The organism is Burkholderia sp. FERM BP-3421 (assembly GCF_028657905.1).
Taxonomy (GTDB): Bacteria; Pseudomonadota; Gammaproteobacteria; order Burkholderiales; family Burkholderiaceae; genus Burkholderia.
Genome location: NZ_CP117781.1, coordinates 400,851 through 423,326 on the forward strand (window position 1 = coordinate 400,851; position 22,476 = coordinate 423,326).

At 65.6% G+C, this 22,476-nt stretch carries 17 protein-coding genes and 1 pseudogene; 15 read left to right on the forward strand and 3 right to left on the reverse strand.

What is annotated here, in order from left to right; all coding sequences use genetic code 11:
* Positions 1-6: 6 nt before the first annotated feature.
* Positions 7-771 (reverse strand): hypothetical protein, encoded by a 765-nt coding sequence (locus tag Bsp3421_RS04945; RefSeq protein ID WP_273997214.1) that lies wholly within the window; start codon positions 769-771, stop codon positions 7-9.
* Between the two features lie 934 nt (positions 772-1,705).
* Between Bsp3421_RS04945 and Bsp3421_RS04950 the strand changes: the two genes are divergently transcribed.
* Positions 1,706-2,335, forward strand: a complete 630-nt coding sequence (locus Bsp3421_RS04950; protein ID WP_273997215.1) for a LysE family translocator — start codon at positions 1,706-1,708, stop codon at positions 2,333-2,335.
* Positions 2,336-2,576: 241 nt separating this feature from the next.
* On the opposite strand, the gene Bsp3421_RS04955 is transcribed toward Bsp3421_RS04950, so the two are convergent.
* Positions 2,577-3,122, reverse strand: coding sequence for a DNA-binding protein (locus Bsp3421_RS04955; protein ID WP_273997216.1), 546 nt, complete (start codon positions 3,120-3,122; stop codon positions 2,577-2,579).
* Positions 3,123-3,326: 204 nt separating this feature from the next.
* On the reverse strand, positions 3,327-4,517 hold the full coding sequence (locus Bsp3421_RS04960) for an acyltransferase family protein (RefSeq protein ID WP_273997217.1): 1,191 nt from the start codon (positions 4,515-4,517) through the stop codon (positions 3,327-3,329).
* Between the two features lie 1,388 nt (positions 4,518-5,905).
* Between Bsp3421_RS04960 and Bsp3421_RS04965 the strand changes: the two genes are divergently transcribed.
* The 14 genes and pseudogenes from Bsp3421_RS04965 (at position 5,906) to Bsp3421_RS05030 (ending at position 22,472) form a co-directional block, all read left to right on the forward strand.
* On the forward strand, positions 5,906-6,601 hold the full coding sequence (locus Bsp3421_RS04965) for an energy transducer TonB (protein WP_273997218.1): 696 nt from the start codon (positions 5,906-5,908) through the stop codon (positions 6,599-6,601).
* Between the two features lie 75 nt (positions 6,602-6,676).
* Positions 6,677-7,590: pseudogene (locus Bsp3421_RS04970) on the forward strand (MotA/TolQ/ExbB proton channel family protein).
* A gap of 12 nt (positions 7,591-7,602) precedes the next feature.
* The gene (locus Bsp3421_RS04975) at positions 7,603-8,025 is read left to right on the forward strand and encodes an ExbD/TolR family protein (RefSeq protein WP_252984487.1); all 423 of its coding nucleotides are present in this window, start codon (positions 7,603-7,605) and stop codon (positions 8,023-8,025) included.
* Positions 8,026-8,034: 9 nt separating this feature from the next.
* Positions 8,035-8,466: an ExbD/TolR family protein gene (locus Bsp3421_RS04980; protein WP_273997219.1), complete on the forward strand. Its 432-nt coding sequence runs from the start codon at positions 8,035-8,037 to the stop codon at positions 8,464-8,466.
* A gap of 20 nt (positions 8,467-8,486) precedes the next feature.
* Positions 8,487-9,683, forward strand: a complete 1,197-nt coding sequence (locus Bsp3421_RS04985) for a tetratricopeptide repeat protein (protein ID WP_273997220.1) — start codon at positions 8,487-8,489, stop codon at positions 9,681-9,683.
* Between the two features lie 391 nt (positions 9,684-10,074).
* Entirely contained in the window at positions 10,075-10,650 is a 576-nt protein-coding gene (locus Bsp3421_RS04990) for a helix-turn-helix domain-containing protein (RefSeq protein WP_252984498.1), read from the forward strand.
* A gap of 178 nt (positions 10,651-10,828) precedes the next feature.
* A complete protein-coding gene (locus tag Bsp3421_RS04995) occupies positions 10,829-10,957 on the forward strand; it encodes a hypothetical protein (protein ID WP_273997221.1) in 129 nt (42 codons plus the stop codon).
* Positions 10,958-11,021: 64 nt separating this feature from the next.
* On the forward strand, positions 11,022-13,814 hold the full coding sequence (locus tag Bsp3421_RS05000) for a TonB-dependent receptor (protein ID WP_273997222.1): 2,793 nt from the start codon (positions 11,022-11,024) through the stop codon (positions 13,812-13,814).
* 184 nt (positions 13,815-13,998) lie between these two features.
* Complete coding sequence (locus tag Bsp3421_RS05005) at positions 13,999-15,927, forward strand: extracellular solute-binding protein (protein ID WP_273997223.1); 1,929 nt, start codon at positions 13,999-14,001, stop codon at positions 15,925-15,927.
* Positions 15,928-15,931: 4 nt separating this feature from the next.
* Positions 15,932-16,984, forward strand: a complete 1,053-nt coding sequence (locus Bsp3421_RS05010) for a microcin C ABC transporter permease YejB (RefSeq protein WP_273997224.1) — start codon at positions 15,932-15,934, stop codon at positions 16,982-16,984.
* Positions 16,938-18,050, forward strand: coding sequence for an ABC transporter permease (locus Bsp3421_RS05015; RefSeq protein ID WP_273997225.1), 1,113 nt, complete (start codon positions 16,938-16,940; stop codon positions 18,048-18,050). The genes Bsp3421_RS05010 and Bsp3421_RS05015 overlap by 47 nt, the downstream gene beginning before the upstream one ends.
* Entirely contained in the window at positions 18,050-19,681 is a 1,632-nt protein-coding gene (locus Bsp3421_RS05020) for an ABC transporter ATP-binding protein (RefSeq protein WP_273997226.1), read from the forward strand. The genes Bsp3421_RS05015 and Bsp3421_RS05020 overlap by 1 nt, the downstream gene beginning before the upstream one ends.
* Positions 19,678-21,111 (forward strand): TldD/PmbA family protein, encoded by a 1,434-nt coding sequence (locus Bsp3421_RS05025; protein WP_273997227.1) that lies wholly within the window; start codon positions 19,678-19,680, stop codon positions 21,109-21,111. The genes Bsp3421_RS05020 and Bsp3421_RS05025 overlap by 4 nt, the downstream gene beginning before the upstream one ends.
* Positions 21,111-22,472, forward strand: a complete 1,362-nt coding sequence (locus tag Bsp3421_RS05030) for a metallopeptidase TldD-related protein (protein WP_273997228.1) — start codon at positions 21,111-21,113, stop codon at positions 22,470-22,472. The genes Bsp3421_RS05025 and Bsp3421_RS05030 overlap by 1 nt, the downstream gene beginning before the upstream one ends.
* Positions 22,473-22,476: the final 4 nt, after the last annotated feature.

Genomic DNA, 22,476 nt, shown 5'->3' on the forward strand with positions numbered 1-22,476 from the left:
TGATGTTCACCCTTGAAGAGCGGAATGCGTTGCTTGTTCTTCCGCGTGCGCGAGCGCATCGACCTTGACCAGATCGCCGCGGCTCACTTCGCCGTCCGCATTCACCATATTGAGCCGGATCGCGGTCGAGACGCCGAGCATGTGGCTGAGCTGCAAGCCGCGCACGTAGGCGAGACCTCTCGACCATGCGCTGTCCTCGAAGTACACCTCGAGAACGGCATCCCGGCCCGTGTTGTCTCCCGCCGCTTTCTCGAAGTATTCCTTCGTAATCGCCGCGCACGTCAGCTTTTGCGTGGGCTCGTCGCCGGCCGCGCCGCATGTCGCCGGTTTGCTGTCGGCCGAGGATCGGGACACCATCCGCCGCGATACGGCTTCCGGTATGTCGCCGGCGGCGAGGATGTGAACGATGTGCTGCCGGGCGGAGTCTTCGTGGATCGCATGTATTTCGCCGAGCGGAATCTGGTGCTTCTCGGCCAGAGGCTGGAACACCTGCATGATCGACGGGTGAAGATGGCTCAGGCGTGGGTTTCGCTTCTGGGAGTTGGACAGCTTCTCCGCAAGAAACTGGAGGCGAAATATCCCGCGATGATCGAACGCCACGGATAGCCTCGGCAACCGTCCGTGCTGATCCCGGCTGCGCTCGGCGAACTGCAGCGCCGCATCGAATGCCTTCAACTGCGGCTCGACAACGATCGAGCCTTCATGGTCGATGAAGACCCGTGAATTGCCCGCTAGTATGCTTACGCTCGTTTCCAGTTGATTGACTGTCATCAATGCCCCTTGAGGGTTCACGAAAGATCGGATTGATGCCGGGGGACGATTTCATCCAGGCGCCCGGAGCGCCGTTGTCGATCGCCACGCCCGTCTTTTGCCGCGTTGATCCTGACGGATGGTTGACTTGCATGAATCTATCGGCCTCACGCTGAGGAGCGTTTTTTGCATGACGATGTAAATCGTCACGGAGTCCTGATTAGGGTGTCAGCTTCGCGGGATCGCTGGCTTTTCAGGGCGTCCCACCGGCTTGCCGTTCATGTCGTCCATGGTCAAGGGGCGCAAAGCCGGATGCGCTCCCTTGATGAGCCGGTGAATCAGGCTCCCGTCGTATTCCCTCCCCGCGCTCCTGTTTCGAGCATGCTGTCGTGAGCCGCGATCGTCCAAGCAATCCGCATCGAGATTGGTCGGCTGACGCGCAAGCAACAGCGTTGGAAAGCCGGGGTTCCGATATCGAGCCCGCCCGGCCTGGTTGTGCCATGTCACCGCCCGGCCGGAGGCGATCGCCGGGCCGGAGCAATGGGTGTCTCCTTGACGTCGTTGTTCCATCTGCCGATGGGTTCTAAGTGCGTCTTTGTTGAGTGATTCGCAATGACGAGAAACCGGGTGACGCGATGCTCGTGTCTTGTCGTGAGATTGCCGAGAATCGCTTTCTACTATGAGTCATAAGCTATCCACAATTTGATATAAAGATAACTGCCAGAAATGGCAGGGAGCCCGGCGGACGTGTCGCGTGCGAGGCCGAGCGGTGATGCCGAGCAAAGGTCGCGCACTCGGGGGCGGCATCGACGCCCCGCACCGATGGCAGGATGGCCGACGCATCGCGAATACCGGGGCCGAATGGGGAGGGGCGGCGGGCAGGGCGCGAGGCATCCGGATTAAGATGCAGGGTTCCGCCTGATCCTCTTTCCTGTTGATTCGAAGGTGTTTCCCGATGAGCTATGTTCCGCAACTCGCCGCCGTTGCCGGCGTCATGCTGCTGGCCTGCGCCAGCCCCGGTCCCGACATGATCTCGGTGACCTCGCACGCGCTTGCGGGACGCCGCCCCGGCGTGCACGCGGCGCTCGGGATCGCGACCTCGCACGCGCTGTGGGCGACCCTCGCGGTATTCGGGCTCGGGCTGATCCTGACGGAACTCGCCTGGCTGTATGGCGCGATCCGGATCGCGGGCGCCGCCTACCTCGTCTATCTCGGCGTCAAGACGCTCATGGGGCTGCGCAAGCCGTCGGCGCGGCTCGACACGGGCGCGCCGACGGTGCGCGGCGGCCCGCATGCGTATCGGCGCGGGGTGCTCGTGGGGCTCACCAATCCGAAGGCCGTCGCGTTCTTCGGCAGCCTGTTCGTGACGCTGCTGCCCGCGCACGCGCCGGGCTGGGTGCACGGCGCGACGGTGGCGCTCGTGGCGCTCGTGGCGACGGTGTCGGTCAGCTGGTTCAGCGCGATGGCCGTGATCTTCTCGACCGCGCGCGTGCAGCGCGGGTATGCGCGCCTGCGCAAGCCGATCGATGCGGTGATGGGGGCCTTGTTGATCGCGCTCGGGGCGAGGCTCGCGATGGCGCGATGAGGGCGGGAGGGCCCACCGCCTTTGCCGCGCGCGCCGCGTTGCAGGACAGCCCGCCTTCGGCGGGCATTTTTATGCCTGGGGACGCGGACCTTGCTTGCCATCTTTGGATGGTGAGTGATCGCTTCGCTTGCCCGGCCGAGTGCCGGCCCGATAGAGCAGGAACGGCATAGGGCGCGGCGCAGCACGTCGTTATCCCGGTGCAGCCGAGCGCTATATGTGAGTACACACTGACATTTGCATCTCAGCGCGCGGCCAACGTGGACGGGGTTCGGGTGTGTGCCAGAACGAAGCGATAAACCTCTTCCAGCTGCGTACCGATCAAGGTTCCCGCCGGCACGGCCGCAAACGCAGTGTGAGGGCCCACACACATCAACGGCTTACCGAAGCGCACGGCGAGCCGGATCTCGTCGAGCGTGCCGCGGCTGCCCGGCAGCGCGATCACGACGTCGCTCGTCAGGATGTTCACGTAGTTGCGGTTCAGCGCCGTATCGGGCGAGTCCGCCTCCTTGCGAGGCAGCGGCGTGAGGAGCGGCAGGTCGATGTATGGATTCGGATAGCCCGCGCACGGCGCGAACCCTCTCACGGGATCAGGCTCGGTCGGCACGACGCCGATCGAACGCCCGGTGCGCCCCGGCGTCAACGCGAATGCGCGGGCGCAGCACAGCATCACCCCGTGTCCCGCGCCCGTCAGCAGATCATGACCTTGCTGCGCAATCCACGCGCCAAGCGGCGCGGCCAGTTCGGGCCATTCGGTCGTGCCCGAGCCCATGACGCCAATGATGGCCATGTCGAGTTCCGTGAAGCAGGTTGAGGGAGCCAGCAGACGGCGCGCGGATTATACAAGGGGCGGATCACGGGCTCGACGCGGATTTTATGCGCATAAATTTTTGAAACGCCGCGTTCTCACCGTGAAGCTGACGCGCCGGGGGAGACGGGATGCGCCGCGGGGCGCAGCGGCGAGCGGGAGGGACCGCGCCGGTCTTCGCGTCGCTCAGCGCGACGGCGGCGCGGCGCGCATCGAGCCGGCCGCCTCGCCGCCGGCGCCGGTCGCGTCGCGCCGCGCCGGCGTGAGCGCATGGGCGATGCGTACGGCCGGCGCTTCGCACCAGCGGTAGCTGAGCCACGACAGCAGGATTGCCGGTACGAGCGCCGTTGCCATGTAGAGCGCGAGCGGCCCGCCGGTCAGGTACCAGCGTTGGGCGGCCCAGAACACCAGATACAGCGGGACGCCGTGCAGCAGATAAACCGAATAGCTGATCTCGCCGAGCCAGGCGAGGAAGCGCGAGCGCAGCTTCAGCACGGTGGCGAACGTGATGAACAGGGCCAGCCCCGCCACATAGCCGAGCGACGTGGACACGTGGGCGAGGTCGCCGTGCCGCCAGTTCACGACCGCCATCGACAGCGCGACGAGGATGAGCAGCGCGGTCAGCAGGACAACCGCGGCGCGATACGTGATGGGCCGCAGCAGGTGCCCGATACCGGCCGACAGCGTGGCGCTCGACGCAGCGGCGGCCGACGCGTCGGCCGCCGCTGCGTCATAAGCCTGCCGGAAGCACGCGCCCCAGAACATGATCGCGAGGTGGAACAGCATGCCCTTGTATTGCCCGAGCGCGCTTGCCGGAATCAGGTGCAGTGCGCCCGTCGCGACGAACAGGAGGCACAGTCCGGCGCAGGTGGCGCACAGGACGCGCATCCGGTGCAGCCCGCCGAGCCGGAACAGCACGAGGCACAGCACGTAGAAGTACAGCTCGGTTTCGAGCGTCCAGTAGTGTCCCATCACCGGCTCGAAGCCGAACGCGGTCGGGATCATCGTGATGTTGGCGAGCAGGCCGGCTGCGTTCATCCGGTTGCCGAACAGCACCCAGTACACGAGATAGCCGAGCGGCAGCGACAGCCAGTAGGCGGGATAGAGCCGGAAGAAGCGGCGGATCACGAAGCGCCGTGTGCCGTCTCCGGCCGCGCCGCGCAGGCTGGTCGGGATCAGCATGCCGCTGATCCCGAAGAACAGCACGACGCCGACCCGGCCGAAATCGATCGAGCGCTGCAGCGTGTCGAGGTACAACTGGGAGCCGGCGATGCGGGCGAACAATTCCGCGTAGTGCGTCCAGATCACGAGCAGCACGGCGATCGCACGCATGGCATCCAGGTGGGCCAGGCGATGGGACGGGGCGGGATTTGGCATGGGCGGGGCCGTGGACGGGCTGGCGGGTCGCGCGCGGCGCGGTCTGGGCCCGAAACCAGGCGATGGATCTGGGGAAAATCGCACGGTAGCGCACCAGGACGGTGCGTTCCGTGCGCTAACCTACTCAAGGTCGAGCGAGCGGCATATGCAGGCGGATGCGTGTCCCCTATGCGGTTGGGCAATATATGGATGCATATACGCGTGCCGGCTCAAGGCCGGATCGGAAAATTTATTCTGGAATCCATATGATCGGGTGGCGGCGGAGACGGGTTGAGATCGCCGGCATGGCATGCAGGGCGAACCGCGGATGCGGCCTGCCGGCGCGCGCGTCGTGTCGTCATGCGATCGCGGCGCAGCCGCAGAAGGGCGGGCGAGGGCGGCCCGTCGCGACACAGGGTGTCCATTCATTCATGCGCCCATCTTCCCGCCGGGTTCGCTGCGATCATTGAGACGTGCGTCTCACGAATTCAGGCGGTTTTCGCGTAACAAAGTGTAAAAATCGGGGCGCGAACCCAGGTGCGGGACAGGTCTTCGTGGCGTGAATATGGCGCCGATCGGGCCAATTTCTGGCGCTGGAGAACGGTGATCGAGCGTGTTTGTCAGGTGGCGAATCCGTCCAACGCGGCGGGTCGGAACCTCCGCATGCCGCCAATCGCCATGCACGGTTTTTACGTCCGCCCGACAGCCCGGCAGCCGCGCGGAGACAATCCGCATCATTGGTTCAAAACTATCAGAGGAATGCTGAATGATGGCATTGCATCTATGTCGCTTATTGCCATGCGATGAATATCGAATACAATCGTGCCGCGCGAAAGCCGAGCTAATTAAAAAATAAATCCGAGATAATCGCTGCGCGCGCAAAGCGCATTGCATTGCACAATTTCAGTGCGCGGTTTGCGGTCCCGTTAATGCCGCGAATTCTTACATTTTATTTACTCCCATCAATACAAAATCCTTCAATTCCCTTACTGATGGATTTTGAACAAGTACTCCAAATTTTGTGTGGGTGTATCAAATAAAGTTTGACGCCCAATTTTTTTCCTTGCTATCTTCTGCCTCCAAGAAGCGCCGCATCATCACGGCTCAGCGGGAAGGCGACCAACTTGTCCCTCGTACGCATCCGTACGATTCTGACAAATTGCTTTCGCTCGATGCGGTTGGAGCAGCGATAGCGCCGCCCGAACTGCCTCAAATGAATTAGGGGTGCCGTATTCATCGTTTTTGTGTCGGCTCTTGATTTGCTTAATGAAAGCTGGATATCGAATTAAGCGAATAAATCGGGGTTTTCCCGTAATTCGGGTTTTCCCGTAAATAAGAGTCGTTAAGGCTGAACCGGATGTCGTGGCCGCGAATCTGGGCGATTCACGCTTGGGGGATTGAAGGTGGGTATGAAAGTCGAGGAAGGTTTGGCCGCTAACAACGGCGGGCTGGCGAGATTGGGCCGCCCGCGCGAATTCGGCAAGAAGCAACAGAATCCCGTCCGCCGGTTCGGCGGCATCGCGATCGTGCTGGTGCTGCACATCGTCCTGATCTACGCGCTGCTCAACGGCCTGGCCACCAAGGTCGTCCAGGTCATCCAGCATCCGATCGAAACCCGCATCATCGAGCCGGTGAAGCCGCCGCCTCCGCCCCCGATGCCGGTCGTCAAGCTGCCGCCGCCCAAGTTCGCGCCGCCGCCGCCGCCGTTCGTGCCGCCGCCCGAGGTGCCGGTCCAGGCGCCGCCGCAGGCCACCATCACGCACCAGTCCGCACCCGTGCAGTCCGCGCCCGCCGTCGCGCCGCCCGTCGCCGCTGCGCCGGCCGCCAAGCCGGTGAGCCATGAAGTCGGCGTGGTGTGCCCGAATTCGGATTCGATCCGTGCTTCGATGCAGTACCCGAAGGAAGCGCAGGAGAACAACATCACGGGCGACGTCATGATCGAGTTCGTCGTCGATGCGGAAGGCAACATCACGAATGAGCGTGTCGCGCAGTCGGCGGATCCGGTCCTCGATCGTGCCGCGTACAACACGGTCAAGCGATTCAAGTGCGTGGCGCAAGGGCAGTCGGTGCGCGTACAGGTTCCGTTCTCCTTCAACCTGAACTGATCGTCCGGGAGGGCGGTGACAGCAGAAGGATGATCGAGTCAATTTCGTAAGTTCAACGAAAGTTCTGGAGTGGGTATGAAGAAGCGTTCCCTGGCCGCGCTGGCGGCAAGCATGTTGATCTCCGTAACCGCGGTTGACGCGCTTGTTGCGCCGCAGCTGGCCTACGCTCAGGCAAGCGACGCAACCGCGGCCGCATCGGCGCCCGCCACGGCGCCCGCAACGGCGCAGGCTCCTGCGCCCGCCGCCAACGAGCCGGCGCCGCCGCCGCCGCCCGCCACGAGCGAATCCGTCGAGAACCCCCTACGGTCTCGGCGCGCTCTGGAAGAACGGCGACTTCGTGGCCCGCTTCGTGCTGATCCTGCTCGTGATCATGTCGATGGGCAGCTGGTACATCATGATCACCAAGTTCATCGAGCAGCTGCGCGCCAACCGCCGCGCCAAGGTCGCCGATGAGCAGCTGTGGACCGCGCCGTCGCTCGCCGAAGGCGCGAAGCTGCTCGACGAGGCATCGCCGTTCCGCTTCATCGCCGAAACCGCGATCGAAGCCGGCGAGCACCACGACGAAGCGCTGCTCGAAGCCGTCGACCGCAATACCTGGATCGACGTGTCGGTCGAGCGCGCCATCACCAACGTCTCGAACCGCCTGCAGGACGGCCTCGCGTTCCTCGGCACGGTCGGCTCGACGGCGCCGTTCGTCGGCCTGTTCGGTACGGTGTGGGGGGATCTATCACGCGCTGACCGCGATCGGTATCGCGGGCCAGGCGTCGATCGACAAGGTCGCGGGCCCGGTGGGCGAGGCGCTGATCATGACGGCGATCGGTCTCGCGGTCGCGGTGCCGGCGGTGCTCGGCTACAACTTCCTCGTCCGCCGCAACAAGTCCGTGATGGAGCGCGTGCGCAACTTCGGCGCGCAACTGCATACGGTTCTGCTGGCCGGCGGCAAGCGCGGTGCGCGCAAGTCGCAATCCGCCGCGTCGCTGGTTCAGTAAGCGAGGTTCGCCATGGCCATGAGCGTTGGGCAAGAAGATAACGACGAGGTTATCTCCGCCATCAACACCACGCCGCTCGTGGACGTGATGCTGGTGTTGCTGATCATCTTCCTGATCACGATCCCGGTCGTCACGCACACGATCCCGCTCCAGCTGCCGAAGGAAGCGGTGCAGCCGCTGCAGACGACGCCGAAGAGCGTGGAAATCGCGGTCAATCGCGATGGCGATTTCTTCTGGAACGACGCGCTCGTGGATGCGCCGACGCTCCTGACGAAGCTGAAGGCCGTATCGGTCCAGATGCCGCAGCCGGACGTGCATGTGCGCGGCGATCAGAACACGCGCTATGAATTCATCGGCCGCGTGATCACCGCGTGCGAGCGCGCAGGGATCGCCAAGGTTTCATTCATCACTGAGCCGCCGGCGCGCGGCGGCTAGGAGTCGACGATGGGCATGAACGTATCTTCGGGTGGCGGGGGTGGCGAACCGGATGTGATGGTCGACATCAACACCACGCCGCTCATCGACGTGATGCTGGTGCTGCTGATCATGCTGATCATCACGATCCCGATCCAGATGCACTCGGTCAAGATGAACCTGCCGGTCGGCAATCCGCCGCCGCCGGCGGTACAGCCGGAGATCGTGCAGATCGATATCGACTTCGACGGCACGACCACCTGGAACGGCACCCTGGTGCCGGACCGTGCCGCGCTGGAAGCGAAGCTGACGCAGGTCGCGGCCGAGCCGGTGCAGGCCGAGATCCATCTGCGGCCGAACAAGCTGGTGCCGTACAAGGACGTGGCCTCCGTGCTCGCGTCCGCGCAGCGGGTGGGCGCGACCAAGATCGGTCTGATCGGCAACGAGCAGTACATGCAATAAAGAAAACAAGCGAGCTTTCCATGATCCAGCAACGATTGAAGCGCGCCGTCATCGCGGCCGCGCTCGGCGGAGTGTTCGCGTTCGCGACGCTGTCGTCCGCGGTGGCGGCCGATTCGCTGCGTCCCGATGTCTCGAAGCCGCTGAACGCCGCCCAGGACCTGTACCGCGCGCACAAGTATCGCGATGCGCTCGGCAAGATCGCGCAGGCCGCGGCGGTACCGAACAAGACGCCCTACGAGACCTACATGGTCGAGGAGATGCGCGGCGCGGCGGCGATGGCGGCCGGCGACACGGGCACGGCGATCCAGGCGTACGAGACGTTGCTGGGCTCGGGACGGCTGAGCGGCGAGGACGAGCAGCGCACGACGGCGGCGCTCGCGGGCATCTACTTCCAGCAGAAGAACTACCCGCAGGCGATCAAGATCGCGCAGCGCTATCTGAAGTCGGGCGGCGGCGATCCCGACATGCGCACGCTGCTCACGCAGTCGTACTACCTGTCCGGCGATTGCGGGCAGGTGGTCACGCAGCTCAAGGCGAGCGTCGACGCGCAGACCCGCGCGGGCCGCACGCCCGACGAGGGGCAGCTGCAGATGCTCGGCACCTGCGCGCAGCGCGTGAAGGACGGCGCCGCGTATCGCGATTCGCTGGAGAAGCTGGTCGCGTATCACCCGAATCCGGCGTACTGGGACCAGCTGTTCCAGGCGATCCGCTCGAAGCCCGGCTACCTGTCGTCGCTCGACGTCGACATGTACCGCCTGCGGCGCGCGACGGGCACGCTGACCACGGCCGACGACTACATGGAGATGACCCAGTTGTCGATCGTCGCGGGCACGCCGGTGGAAGGCAAGCAGGTGATCGACCAGGGCTTTGCGTCGGGCGTGCTCGGCCGCGATGCCGGCGCCGATCGCCAGAAGCGCCTGCAGGCGCTCGCCGCGAAGCGGGCGCAGGCGCCTGCCGATCCCGCGAATCCGGTTGCGCCGCTCGATGCGGGGATGAACCAGGTGTACGCGGGACAGGCGAAGCAGGGGCTCGCGGCGATGGAGGCGGCGATCGCGAAGGGTGGCATCGACCATCCGGACGCCGCGCAGCTGCGCCTCGGCGAAGCGTATTACGTGGCCGGCCAGAAGGCCCGCGCCGTGCAGATCTTCAAGACGGTGAAGGGCGCGGACGGATCGGCGGAACTGGCGCGCTTGTGGGCGATGGTGGCGGCGAAGTGACAGATGATCGCGCGCGGGCCGGTGTGCTGCCGGCGCGACGCGCGGCTGGAAAATTCAGGCGGCAGGGGTTGGGGACGCAGTGATGGGCGCGTCGCGCGCCGGCGGCAGGATCGGCCGGCGCGGGGCGCGCCCCGCATGCGGGCGGTATGACTGACAGGGCATTTTCCTGACCGGACGAAGCGCCGGGAAAGCAACGGCGGGGAAATCGCCGTATCGATAAGTTGTGCGAATGGATATGTGCAATGTGCACCGCATGGGACCTGTGGTGCACGCATGCAAAACGTTTGCCGGTTTCCGATACGGCACATATGCCCTGCTTCGGTCGCATCGTTCTCATCAAACACGATGCACTTATATCAAACAGATTTTGACCGCGGGATTCTGTCTTGCTATGGTTTTGCAAACCGACGAATCGGCACTGGTCACAGTCTCGATAGGAAACAAAATACGGGCGCTGCGCCAGCGGCTCAAGCTCACGCTTGACGAGGCGGCGGCAGCGGCGGGGATTTCCAAACCGTTTCTGTCGCAGGTCGAACGGGGGCGCGCGACACCATCCATTACCTCCCTGGTGGGAATCGCCAAGGCGCTCGGCGTCACGATGCAGTATTTCGTCGATACGCCGACGGAAGCGAAATCGGTTTGCCGCAGCGAGAAACTGCAGTATTTCAGTTTCGCCAATTCGGCCAGTTCGTTTGCGCGACTGACGAATCTTGCCGACGGACGCAAGCTCGATGCGATCCTCGTGAAGATGCCGGCCGGGCAGCCGGCGTCTGAAGTGACCACGCACGCGGGTGAAGAGTTTTTGTACGTGATGTCCGGCGAAGTGGCGCTGACGCTCGACGGGCGCACGTTCAGCCTGAAAGCGGGCGATACCGCGCATTACGAATCCACGGTGCCGCATGCGTGGGGCAATACCGCCAATGAAGAGGCGGTGATCGTCTGGGTGGGAACGCCCAGGTTGTTCTGAATGAACGGCAATAACGAATAACGAATAGCAAATAACAGCCTGACCATATCAAGCTTAATGTAAGGAATCCTATCAGTCGAGGATGCATCAAGCGGCCATGGCGACAACAGAGCCGCGGGACCACGGCGTGCCCGTTCCCGGAACAAGCTGCAAAAAGCTGACGCTCTTGGTGTGATCGATGAACCAGAAGAAGGATATGAAGCGATGGTCGGCGGCATCGGGACATGCCGCTTTATCGATGTTTCAGGCAGTAGAAGTGCAAGTCGGCAATAAAGGGAATGGCACACAAGTGCCCAGTACCGCGTGACGGGGAACTACAACAAGCTCGCGCGCGGAACGGGTGGGGTCTTACTGACGAGTGAGAGGGGAACATGAAGCAAAGAGCATTGGCGCTGGCCATCAGACGGATAATCTGGACTGAGCTGGCATTGACGGCGACGCTGGCGGGCCCGGCGTTTGCACAGAGCCAGCCGCAACCCGGCCCGTCCGCGGTTGCGCAGGCCGTCGCGCAGAGCGCGCCGGCCGATACGACCGCCGCACCGGTTGCGGACGCACCCGCGGGCGCGTCCGGCGCAGCGGCGGCGAAGAAGACGCCCGTGAAGAACAACGTCGCGCAGATCAAGCGCTTCGAAGTGACGGGCTCGCTGATCCGCAGCGCCGACAAGGTGGGCTTCAACCAGGTCCAGACGGTTACCGCGAAGGACATCGAGGCCAGCGGCCAGAACAGCGTGGCGGACTACCTGCGCAGCACGACCGCGAACTCGGCGAGCAGCTGGGCGGAAGGCACGACCAACAGCTTCGCGCCGGGCGGCGCGGGCATCGCGCTGCGCGGCCTGTCGGAGAAGTACACGCTGGTGCTGATCGACGGTCAGCGCGTGGCGCCGTACGCGTTCGCGACGAACGTGACGGACCAGTTCTTCGATCTGAACACGCTGCCGCTCAACATCATCGACCGGATCGAAATCGTCAAGACCGGCGCGGTGTCGCAGTACGGCTCCGACGCGATCGCGGGCGTGGTCAACATCATCACGAAGAAGAACTTCCAGGGCCTGCAGCTCGACGGCAGCTACGGCGGCGCGACGCAGAACGGCGGCGGTGCGGGCACCACCAAGTTCAGCATTCTCGGCGGCTTCGGCGACCTCAACGCGGACCGCTTCAACGTGACGGCGGCCGCGAGCTTCTACCGCTTCAACGGCGTGTCGGCGGCGGATCGCGACACTACCGAAAATCAGAATTTCTCGAACTTCCCGGGCGGCCTGTACAACCAGTCGCCGTCATACTGGCGCAACCCGGCCGGCGCGAAAGTGCCGCTGAGCCCGTGCCCGTGGGGCGGCTCGGCGATCGCTGGCAGCGCCACCGCGCGGATCAACGGCCCGGGCACGATCTGCCAGAACAACACTGCCTACGCGACCTCGCTGTCGCCGTGGACCGAGCGCCTGAGCGCGAAGGTGCACGCCGACTTCAAGATCAGCGATTCGATGCAGGCGTTCGCCGATCTGTGGGAAAGCAACAACACGACGAATACCAACAACTTCGTCGGCGGCCTCGGCAACAGCACGCAAGCATATGACCCGGCGACGGGCGGCCTGCGCCTGATCTCGAACGTGGTGCCGGCGAGCAACCCGTACAACCCGTTCGGCGTGCCGTCGAAACTCGTGTACGCGTTCCCGAACACCCAGGGGGTGCGCACCAGCGCGAATTTCTGGCGGGCCGCGACGGGCGTGAAGGGCACGTTCACGGCGCCGTACGTGGGAGACCTGGACTGGTCGACCTCGTATACGCACTCGCAGGATACGGTCTCGAACACCTTCACGAACCGCATCAACGCGAACGCGCTGGAGAACATCGTGCAGAACGGCGTGTTCAACTTCGCGAATCCGTCGGCCACGCCGAACGGCCTCGCGGGCCTGTTCGGCTCGACCTCCAACCAGGCGATCACGAAGCTCGACGCGCTGGATGCAACGATGTCGGCGCCGTCGCTGTTCAAGTTGCCCACGGGTGACGTCGGCCTGGGCCTCGGCGCGCAGTTCATGCACCAGAGCCAGTATGTCGGCAACAGCGCGGGTTACGCGGACGGCACGTTCATCTCGCCGGCGCTGCAATCGGTGAGCGGTCAGCGCAACGTCGCGGCGGTGTACTACCAGATCGACATTCCGATCCTGAAAAACCTCACCTTCAGCCAGTCGGGCCGCTACGATCACTACAGCGATTTCGGCGGCGCATTCTCGCCGCGCTTCGCACTGCGCTTCCAGCCGGTTCGCGAGCTGACGATGTACGGTTCGTACAACCGCGGCTTCCGCGCACCGACGCTGATCGAGAACACGCCTTCGCGCAGCTTCAGCGCACAGGGCGCGGTCGATCCGCACGATCCGAACAATCCGGGCGCATACGGCCTGGTCGAGGAAGTGCAGACCGGCAACCGCAACCTGCAGCCGGAGCGCACGAAGAACTACAACGTGGGCTTCCAGCTCTCGCCGACCCGCAACACCGATATCGGCTTCGACTGGTACAAGATCCACATCGACAACGTGATCGGTACGGCGGACATCCAGCAGACTGTCAACCAGAACGATCCGACGCAGGTGGTGCGCAGCTCGAACGGCTCGATCGCGTACGTGCTGATGCCGTTCCAGAACCTGTCGTCGCTCGACACGGATGGCTTCGAAACCACCTTCCGCCAGTCGGTCCCGACCAAGCTCGGCACCTTCACGCTGTCGGGTGACTGGGCCTACGTGTGGCACTTCAAGATGCCGGTGGGCGGCGTGTCGACCGACTTCGCGGGCAACAACGGTTCGCTGAACCAGCCGTTCGGCGGCAGCTTCCCGCGCTGGAAGGGCAACACGAGCCTGGGCTGGAACTACCAGAGCAAGTGGAACGCGACGCTGACCTGGATGTATACGGGTCCGTACACGCAGGCCATTCTCCCGGCGGGCCAGTATCCGAACATGCAGGGCAGCGTGGCGTCGTACAGCCAGTTCAACCTGATGGTCAGCTATACGGGTATCAAGCACTGGACCATTTACGCGGGCATCGACAACATCTTCAATCGTGCGCCCCCGTTCGATCCGGTCTACATGAACTCGAGCTACCAGACGGGCTACGACTCGTCGCTGTACACGTATATCGGTCGCTTCGCGCAAATCGGCGCGACCTACAAGTTCTGATGCAGTACGTGGCTTGACCGGCCGCCGGCGGGCCGTGCTCTTCGCGATGCGTCGAGTGCGGCCCGCCTCCGGCCGGAGGCGGTACCAGGCGGTTCGACGCGCGTCGCGATCCGGCCGCCCGGCGCCGCGAACCAGATTGACCCAGCGCCGGCCACAAGCCGGCGCGTCCCTACGCAGGCTGAAGATGAGACTTGTGACGTTGCGTTTGCCGACGCTTTCGCGACCGGCGCCCACGGCGGCGCCAGGCGGACTGCCCCGGCGGATTGCCCGGATCCTGACCGTCGCGTGCGCGGCGCTCGCGGCGGCCGGGCTCGCGCCCTTGGCCGCGCACGCGGCCGCCGGGATCGCGCAATACGATCAGCCCAAATATCCCCCCGATTTCACGCACTTCGACTACGCGGAGCCCGATGCGCCGACCGACGGCATGCTCAGCTTCGAGAACTACGACCAGGCGCAGAGCTACGATTCGCTGAATCCGTTCATCACGCGCGGCTCGGCCGCGCCGGACATCAAGAACCTGATGTTCGACACGCTGATGCAGCGCAGCTGGGACGAGCTGGCCTCCGAGTACGCGCTGATCGCCGACGACGTGCAGGTCGCCCCCGACTACAGTTCGGCGACCTTCCACATCAATCCGGCCGCGCGCTTCTCGAACGGCGATCCGATCACGGCCGCCGACGTCAAGTATTCCTACGACACGCTGTCGGGCCCGCAGGCCTCGCCGATCGTCAGCGCGCAGTTCGCGGTGATCAAGCGCGCGGTGGTGCTCGACCGGCTCACGATCCGTTTCGATTTCAAGCAGGCCGAACGCGACGCGCCGCTGATCGCGGGCGACCTGCCGGTGTTCTCGCCCAAATGGGGCATGGGGCCGGACGGCAAGCGTCCGCCGTTCGACCAGATCGCGAACGTGCCGCCGATCGCGAGCGGCGCATACCTGATCGCGGAACGCAAGGACGACAAGCAGATCCTGTACCGGCGCAATCCCGACTACTGGGCCGCCAACCTGCCGACGCGGCGCGGCATGTTCCGCTTCGAGAAGGTGTCGTTCAAGCTGTATCTCGACCAGTACACGGCGCTCGAAGCGTTCAAGGCCGGCGATATCGACGCGCGCATGGAATACAGCTCGACCCAGTGGGCGCGCAAGTACGTCGGCAAGAACTTCAACAACGGGCTGCTGAAGAAGGGTCTGTTCCCGGACGGCCCCGCGCAGATGCAGGGCTTCCTGATCAACATGCGCAAGCCGATGTTCAAGGACGTGCGCGTGCGTCACGCACTGGCGCTGGCGTTCGACTACGATTGGATGAACCGGATGATGTTCTACGGCCAGTACCGCCGCACGAACAGCTTCTGGGACGCGAGCCCGTTCAAGGCGACCGGCGTGCCGAGCGACAAGGAACTGGCGCTGCTGGACCCGTTCCGCGCGGAGCTGCCGCCCGAGGTGTTCGGGCCGATGGTGCAGCAGCCGAGCACGCTGCCGCCGGGTTCGCTGCGCGCGAACCTGCGCCAGGCGCGCGACCTGCTCGAACAGGCGGGCTGGCACTACCGCGACGGCGCGCTGCGCGACAAGGACGGCAATGCGATGACGATCGAGTTCATCGACAACCAGCCCGGGATGGACCGCCTGATCCTGCCGTACATCCAGGCGCTCGGCATGCTCGGGATCCAGGCCCGCATGCACGAGATCGACAGCGCGCTGTACCAGAAGCGGCTCGACAACTTCGAGTACGACATGACCACCTTCATCTACAACCCGGTGACGATCCCGGGCGTGGAGCTGACGCGCCGCTTCGGCAGCGCGGCGGCCTCGCAGGTGGGTTCGGAAAACTATCCGGGGGTGCGCTCGAAGGCGGTGGACGCGCTGATCCAGGCCGCGCTGACCGCGCAGACGCTCGACGAGCTGCAGACCGCGATGCATGCGCTCGACCGCGTGCTGATCAACATGTACATCCTCGTGCCGCAGTACTACCTGCCGAACGCGCGGATCGGCTACAAGAGCACGCTCGGGTTCCCGAAGGTCGTGCCGACCACCTACCAGTACGAGGATTGGATCATCGACTACTGGTACCAGAAGAAGCCGGCCGGCGCGCAGCCGGGCGGCGTCGTAGCGAGGTAAGACCATGCTTGCATATATCTTGAGGCGCCTGCTGCTGATGATCCCGACGCTGATCGGGGTGATCACCATCACCTTCGTCGTCACGCAGTTCGTGCCGGGCGGTCCGGTCGAGCAGGTGATGAACCAGCTGCGCCACGGCGCGGCGCGCGGCGGCGAGACGGGCGGCGGCGGGGGCGGCTATCACGGCAGCCAGGGCGTCGATCCGCAGCAGATCGAGCAGATCAAGAAACAGTTCGGCTTCGACAAGCCGCCGCTCACGCGCTATCTGATGATGGTGAAGAGCTACGCGACCTTCGATCTCGGCCAGTCGTATTTCGCGCACGACAGCGTGTGGAACGTGATCCGTTCGCGCCTGCCCGTGTCGATCACGCTCGGGCTGTGGACGGTGCTGCTCACCTACCTCGTTTCGGTGCCGCTGGGGATCGCCAAGGCGGTGCGCAACGGCTCGCGCTTCGACACGGTGACGAGCGTGCTGGTGCTCGGCGGCTACGCGATTCCCGGCTTCGTGCTCGGCGTGCTGCTGCTGATGCTGTTCGGCGGCGGCACCTTCTGGCAGGTGTTCCCGATGCGCGGGCTCACCTCCGACAACTTCGATTCCCTGTCGACCGTCGGCAAGGCGCTCGATTACCTGTGGCACATCGCGCTGCCCGTCACCGCATCGGTGGTCGGCAACTTCGCGATCGTCACGATCCTGACCAAGAACACTTTCCTCGAGGAGATTGGCCGCCAGTACGTGCTGACGGCCCGCGCCAAGGGCGCGCCCGAGCGCGACGTGCTGTGGAAGCACGTGCTGCGCAACGCGGCGATTCCGCTCCTGACCGGGCTGCCCGCCGCCTTCGTCGCCGCGTTCCTGAACGGCAACCTGCTGATCGAAACGCTGTTCTCGCTGAACGGGATGGGCCAGCTGTCGTACGACTCGGTGATCCGCCGCGATTACCCCGTGGTGCTCGGCTCGCTGTTCCTGTTCACGCTGATCGGCCTCGTTACCAAACTCATCGCTGACGTCTGCTATGTCCTCGTCGACCCCCGCATCCAATTCAACCGCCTGGACCACTGATCCGGCGAACGTGGCCTGCGCCGCGTCCGTGTCGCCCTGGCGGCGCACCTGGCTGCGTTTTCGCAGCCAGCCGCTCGGCTACTGGAGCCTCGTGATCTTCGCGACGCTGTTCGTGGTCAGCCTGTTCGCCGAGGTGCTGTCGAACGACCGGCCGCTCATGGTGCGCTACGAAGGGCACTACTACTTCCCGATCGTGAAGGAGTACCCGGAGACGCTGTTCGGCGGCGATTTCCCGGCGAAGACCAACTACCTCGATCCGTACATCAAGTCGAAGCTCGAGGCGAACGGCAACTTCGCGATCTATCCGCTGAGCCGCTACCACTACGACACGATCGACTATTTCGCGTCGCATCCGTATCCGGCGCCGCCGACGTCGAGCAACTGGCTCGGCACCGACCAGTTCGGCCGCGACGTGCTCGCGCGCCTGCTGTACGGCTTCCGGCTGTCGGTGCTGATGTCGCTCGCGCTGACCGTGTCGGGCGTGCTGCTCGGCGTGCTGTCGGGCGCGGTGCAGGGCTTCTACGGCGGCCGCACCGACCTGATCGGCCAGCGCCTGATCGAGATCTGGAGCGCGATGCCGGACCTGTACCTGCTGATCATCTTCGCCTCGATCTTCGATCCGTCGCTGTGGCTGCTGTTCATCCTGCTGTCGATGTTCGGCTGGCTCGTGCTGTCCGACTACGTGCGCGCCGAGTTCCTGCGCAACCGCTCGCTCGACTACGTGAAGGCCGCGCGCACCATGGGGCTGTCGAACTGGCAGATCATGTGGCGCCACGTGCTGCCGAACAGCCTGACGCCCGTGATCACCTTCCTGCCGTTCCGCATGAGCGCGGCGATCCTGTCGCTGACGAGCCTCGACTTCCTCGGCCTCGGCGTGCCGCCGCCGACCCCGAGCCTCGGTGAGCTTTTACAGGAGGGCAAGAACAATCTCGACGCGTGGTGGATCTCGGTGTCGGCATTCTCGGCGCTGGTGATCACGCTGCTGCTGCTGACCTTCATGGGCGATGCGCTGCGCAACGCGCTCGACACCCGCTCGCGCGGCTCGGCATTCGGCGGAGGCAAGTGATGGCGGCACCGTTGTTGGAAATCGACCGCTTCTCGGTGCGATTCGGCGAGAAAGTCGCCGTGCAGGAACTGAGCCTGTCGGTCGCGCGCGGCGAACGCGTCGCGCTGGTGGGCGAATCGGGCTCGGGCAAGAGCGTGACCGCGCTGTCGATCCTGCGGCTCGTCGCCCAGGCGCAGCTGTCGGGCCGCATGCTGTTCAACGGCGAGGACCTCCTCAAGAAGACCGAGCAGCAGATGCGCGGGATTCGCGGCAAGGACATCGCGATGGTGTTCCAGGAGCCGATGACGGCGCTCAACCCGCTGTACACCATCGGCAAGCAGATCGCGGAAAGCCTGCGGCTGCACGAGGGCCTGCGCCCGGGCGCCGCGCGCGAGCGCGGCATCGAGCTGCTGCGCCGGACCGGGATTCCCGAGCCGGAGCGGCGCATCGACAGCTTCCCGCACCAGCTCTCGGGCGGCCAGCGGCAGCGCGCGATGATCGCGATGGCGCTCGCGTGCCGGCCGCGTCTCCTGCTCGCGGACGAGCCGACCACCGCGCTCGACGTGACGGTGCGCCAGCAGATCGTCGACCTGCTGATCGAACTGCAAGAGCAGGAGGCGGCCGAGCGCGGCATGGCCGTGCTGCTGATCACGCACGACCTGAACCTGGTGCGGCGCTTCGCGCAGCGGGTCGCGGTCATGGAGAAGGGCGTGCTGGTCGAGACCAACACGACCGACGCGCTGTTCGGCAATCCGCAGCACCCGTACACCCAGCGGCTGCTCGACAGCGAGCCGCAGCGCGCGATCGAACCGGTGGCGGCCGACGCGGGCAAGATCGTCGACGTGAAGGATCTCGCGATCGACTACCGGGTGCCGGCGAAGGGCCTGCGCTCGCTGTTCGGCCGCACGGCGTTCCGCGCGGTGCACGAGGTCGCGCTGAGCCTGCGGCGCGGCGAGACGCTCGGGATCGTCGGCGAGTCGGGCTCCGGCAAGTCGACGCTGGCGTCGGCGGTGCTCGGGCTGCAGCGCCCGGCGTCCGGCAGCATCGAGATCGGCGGGCTGCCGCTCGCATCGCTGCGTTCGACCGACGAACGCCGCAAGCTGTATGCGCGCATGCAGGTGGTGTTCCAGGATCCTTTCGGTTCGCTGTCGCCGCGCATGACGATCGAGCAGATCATCGGCGAGGGGCTGGCCGTGCATCGGCCGGAGATCGCCGGGCCCGCGCGGCGCGCGCGGATCGCCGGGCTGCTGGAGGAAGTCGGGATGCCGGCCGAATCGATGCTGCGCTATCCGCACGAGTTCTCGGGTGGCCAGCGCCAGCGCATCGCGATCGCGCGTGCGCTGGCGGTCGAACCCGAGCTGCTGGTGCTCGACGAGCCGACCAGCGCGCTCGACGTTTCTATACAAAAACAGGTGTTGAACCTGCTGACGAATCTCCAGAAAAAGTACAAACTCAGCTACTTGTTCATTACCCACGATCTCGCGGTCATGCGCGCCATGGCGCACCGGGTGATCGTGATGAAAGCGGGGCGTGTAGTCGAGCAGGGTGACACGCTCGATGTGCTGCATGCGCCGTCGCATCCCTATACTCAGTCGCTGCTGGCGTCGTCGATGATGGCGCCGGACGGCGCGCTGCCCGAGAAGAGCCGATGATCGATGAGCGGTGGGCCGACGCGGCCCGCGGGTTGCGCAGCGAGGCCGATTTCTGGTCGCTGCGCATCGTGGACGAGCAGATCGACGAACACGCGGTGCGCAACGACGTCGCGCTGCCGCTGTCGAGCGTGCGCGATCGCGGCGCGATGCTGATCGCCTGGGCCGGCGCGGGCGCCGGCTACGCGGCCACCGTGAACCTGTCGCCCGCCGGCCTGCAGGCCGCGCTCGACGTCGCGACCGCGCGCGCGAAGGCGAGCGCCGCGCTGTCGCTGATCGATCATCGTGCGATCGCACGTCCTGAGGTGAGTGGCCACTACGCTTCGCCGGATCTCGACGAAGCCTTGCCGACCCGTCGCGAATGGATCGAGCGGCTTGCGCACGAATGCGCGGCGGCGGCCGTCGACGCGCGCATCGTCGAGCGCACGGCGAGCGTGCAGGTCGCGCATGCGGACCAGCTGTACCTGACGAGCGACGGGGTGCGGATCGCGCAGCGCTTCCGCTTCCTGATGCCGCAGCTGAGCGCCACCGCGCATGCGGACGGCGACACCCAGATCCGCACGCTCGGCGCGTACGGCACGCTCACGCAGGGTGGGCTCGACGTGCTCGCGCGCCACCAGTTCGACGGCGCGGGCGCGCGCATCGCCGACGAGGCGCTGCGGCTGCTCGCCGCGCCGAATTGTCCGTCGGGCAAGCGCGACCTGCTGCTGATGCCGGACCAGATGATGCTGCAGATCCACGAGTCGATCGGTCATCCGCTGGAGCTGGACCGGATCCTCGGCGACGAGCGCAACTTCGCGGGCTGGAGCTTCGTGAAGCCGGAGATGTTCGGTCATTATCAATACGGCTCGGCGCTCCTGAACGTGACCTTCGATCCGGGCGTGCCGGGCGAGGCGGCGTCGTACGCCTTCGACGACGACGGCAGCGCGGCCACCCGGCAGCACCTGATCCGCGACGGCGTGCTGGAGCGTCCGCTCGGCGGCGCGCTGTCGCAGCAGCGCGCGGGGCTCGCGGGCGTGGCGAATTCGCGCGCCTCGAACTGGAACCGGCCGCCGATCGACCGGATGGCGAACCTGAACATCGAACCCGGCATGCATTCGCTCGACCAGCTGATCGCGGGGATCGAGAACGGCATCCTGATGCGCACCAATAATTCGTGGTCGATCGACGACCATCGCAACAAATTCCAGTTCGGCTGTGAATTCGGCCAACTGATCGAGAACGGCCGCCTGACACAGGTGGTCAAGCAGCCGAACTACCGCGGCATTTCCGCGAGCTTCTGGCGCAGCCTGCGCGCGGTCGGCGATGCGTCGACCCGCGGCGTGTACGGCACGCCGTACTGCGGCAAGGGCGAACCCACGCAGGTGATCCGCGTCGGCCATGCGTTGCCCGCATGCGTGTTCGCCGACGTCGACGTGTTCGGAGGCGCGTGATGAGCGTCATCGACCTCGACGGCGCGGCGGGCGGCATCGGCTGGCACGCGCATTTCGGCCGGCTCGCGGACGACGCGGCACGCGTGGCGCGCGGCGACGAGACCGTGCTGCTCACGCTCGCGGCCGAGCAATCGGACTTCGTCCGCTTCAACGGCGGGCGCATCCGCCAGACCGGTCAGGTCGTGCAGGGCAAGCTGGGCGTGCGCCTGATCGACGGCGCGCGGCAGGCGTCGCTGTCGCTGACCATCTGCGGCGATGCGGATGCCGATCGCGCCGCACTCGCGGACGCGCTGACCACGCTGCGCGACAGCCTGCGCGACGCGCCCGACGATCCGCACCTGCTGTTCGACACGACGTCCTGGCAACGCGAAACCCGCCGCGACGGCCGGCTGCCCGAGGCGGCCGCGCTCGCGCGCACGGTGGCCGAGTGCGCGCGGGGGCTCGACTTCGTCGGCTTCTACGCGGGCGGCACCTTGTCGCGCGGTTTTGCGTCGACGCGCGGCAGCCGCGGCTGGTACGCGGTCACCAATTTCGATTTCAGCTGGTCGCTGTACGACCCGAGCGGCCGCGCGATCCGCACGCGCTACACGGGCGACGACTGGCGCGACGCGGAATTCGCGCGCCGGGTCGAGGCGGCCGCGGCGCGGCTGCCGACCTTGCGGCTCGCGCCGAAGACGCTCGCGCCGGGCCGCTATCGCACCTATTTCGAACCGACCGCGCTCGAACAGCTGGTGGACGTGATGGCCGAGGACGGGTTTTCGGCGCGCACGCACGCGAGCGCGCGCAGCCCGCTGCACCGGCTGCATGCCGGCGACGCCGCATTCGATCCGCGCATCGCCTTCACCGAGGACCTGACGCTCGGCATCGCCCCGGCGTTCAACGCCGACGGCTACGTGCGCGACAACGTGCCGCTCGTCGCGGGCGGGCGCAGCGTGGGCCGGCTCACGAGCGCGCGTACCGCGCGCGAGCACGGGCTGACCCCGAACGGCGCGGAGGAGCCCGAGGCGCCGGTGTCGCTCACGATGGCGGGCGGCGCGCTCGCGGACGCCGACGTGCTCGCGACGCTCGACACCGGGCTGTACATCGGCAATCTCTGGTACGTGAATTTCTCGGACCGGATGAACTGCCGGCTGACCGGCATGACGCGCTTCGCGACGTTCTGGGTCGAGCACGGCCGGATCGTCGCGCCCATCGACGCCATGCGTTTCGACGACAGCCTGTACCGGCTGTTCGGCGAGGAACTGGAGCAGTTGGGCGAGAAGCCCGAGCTGTTGCTGGACGAAAACACCTGGGGCGAACGCGCGACGGGCGGGCTGTGCCTGCCGGGCCTGCTTGCGCGTGGTTTTGAGCTGACCTTGTAGAGAG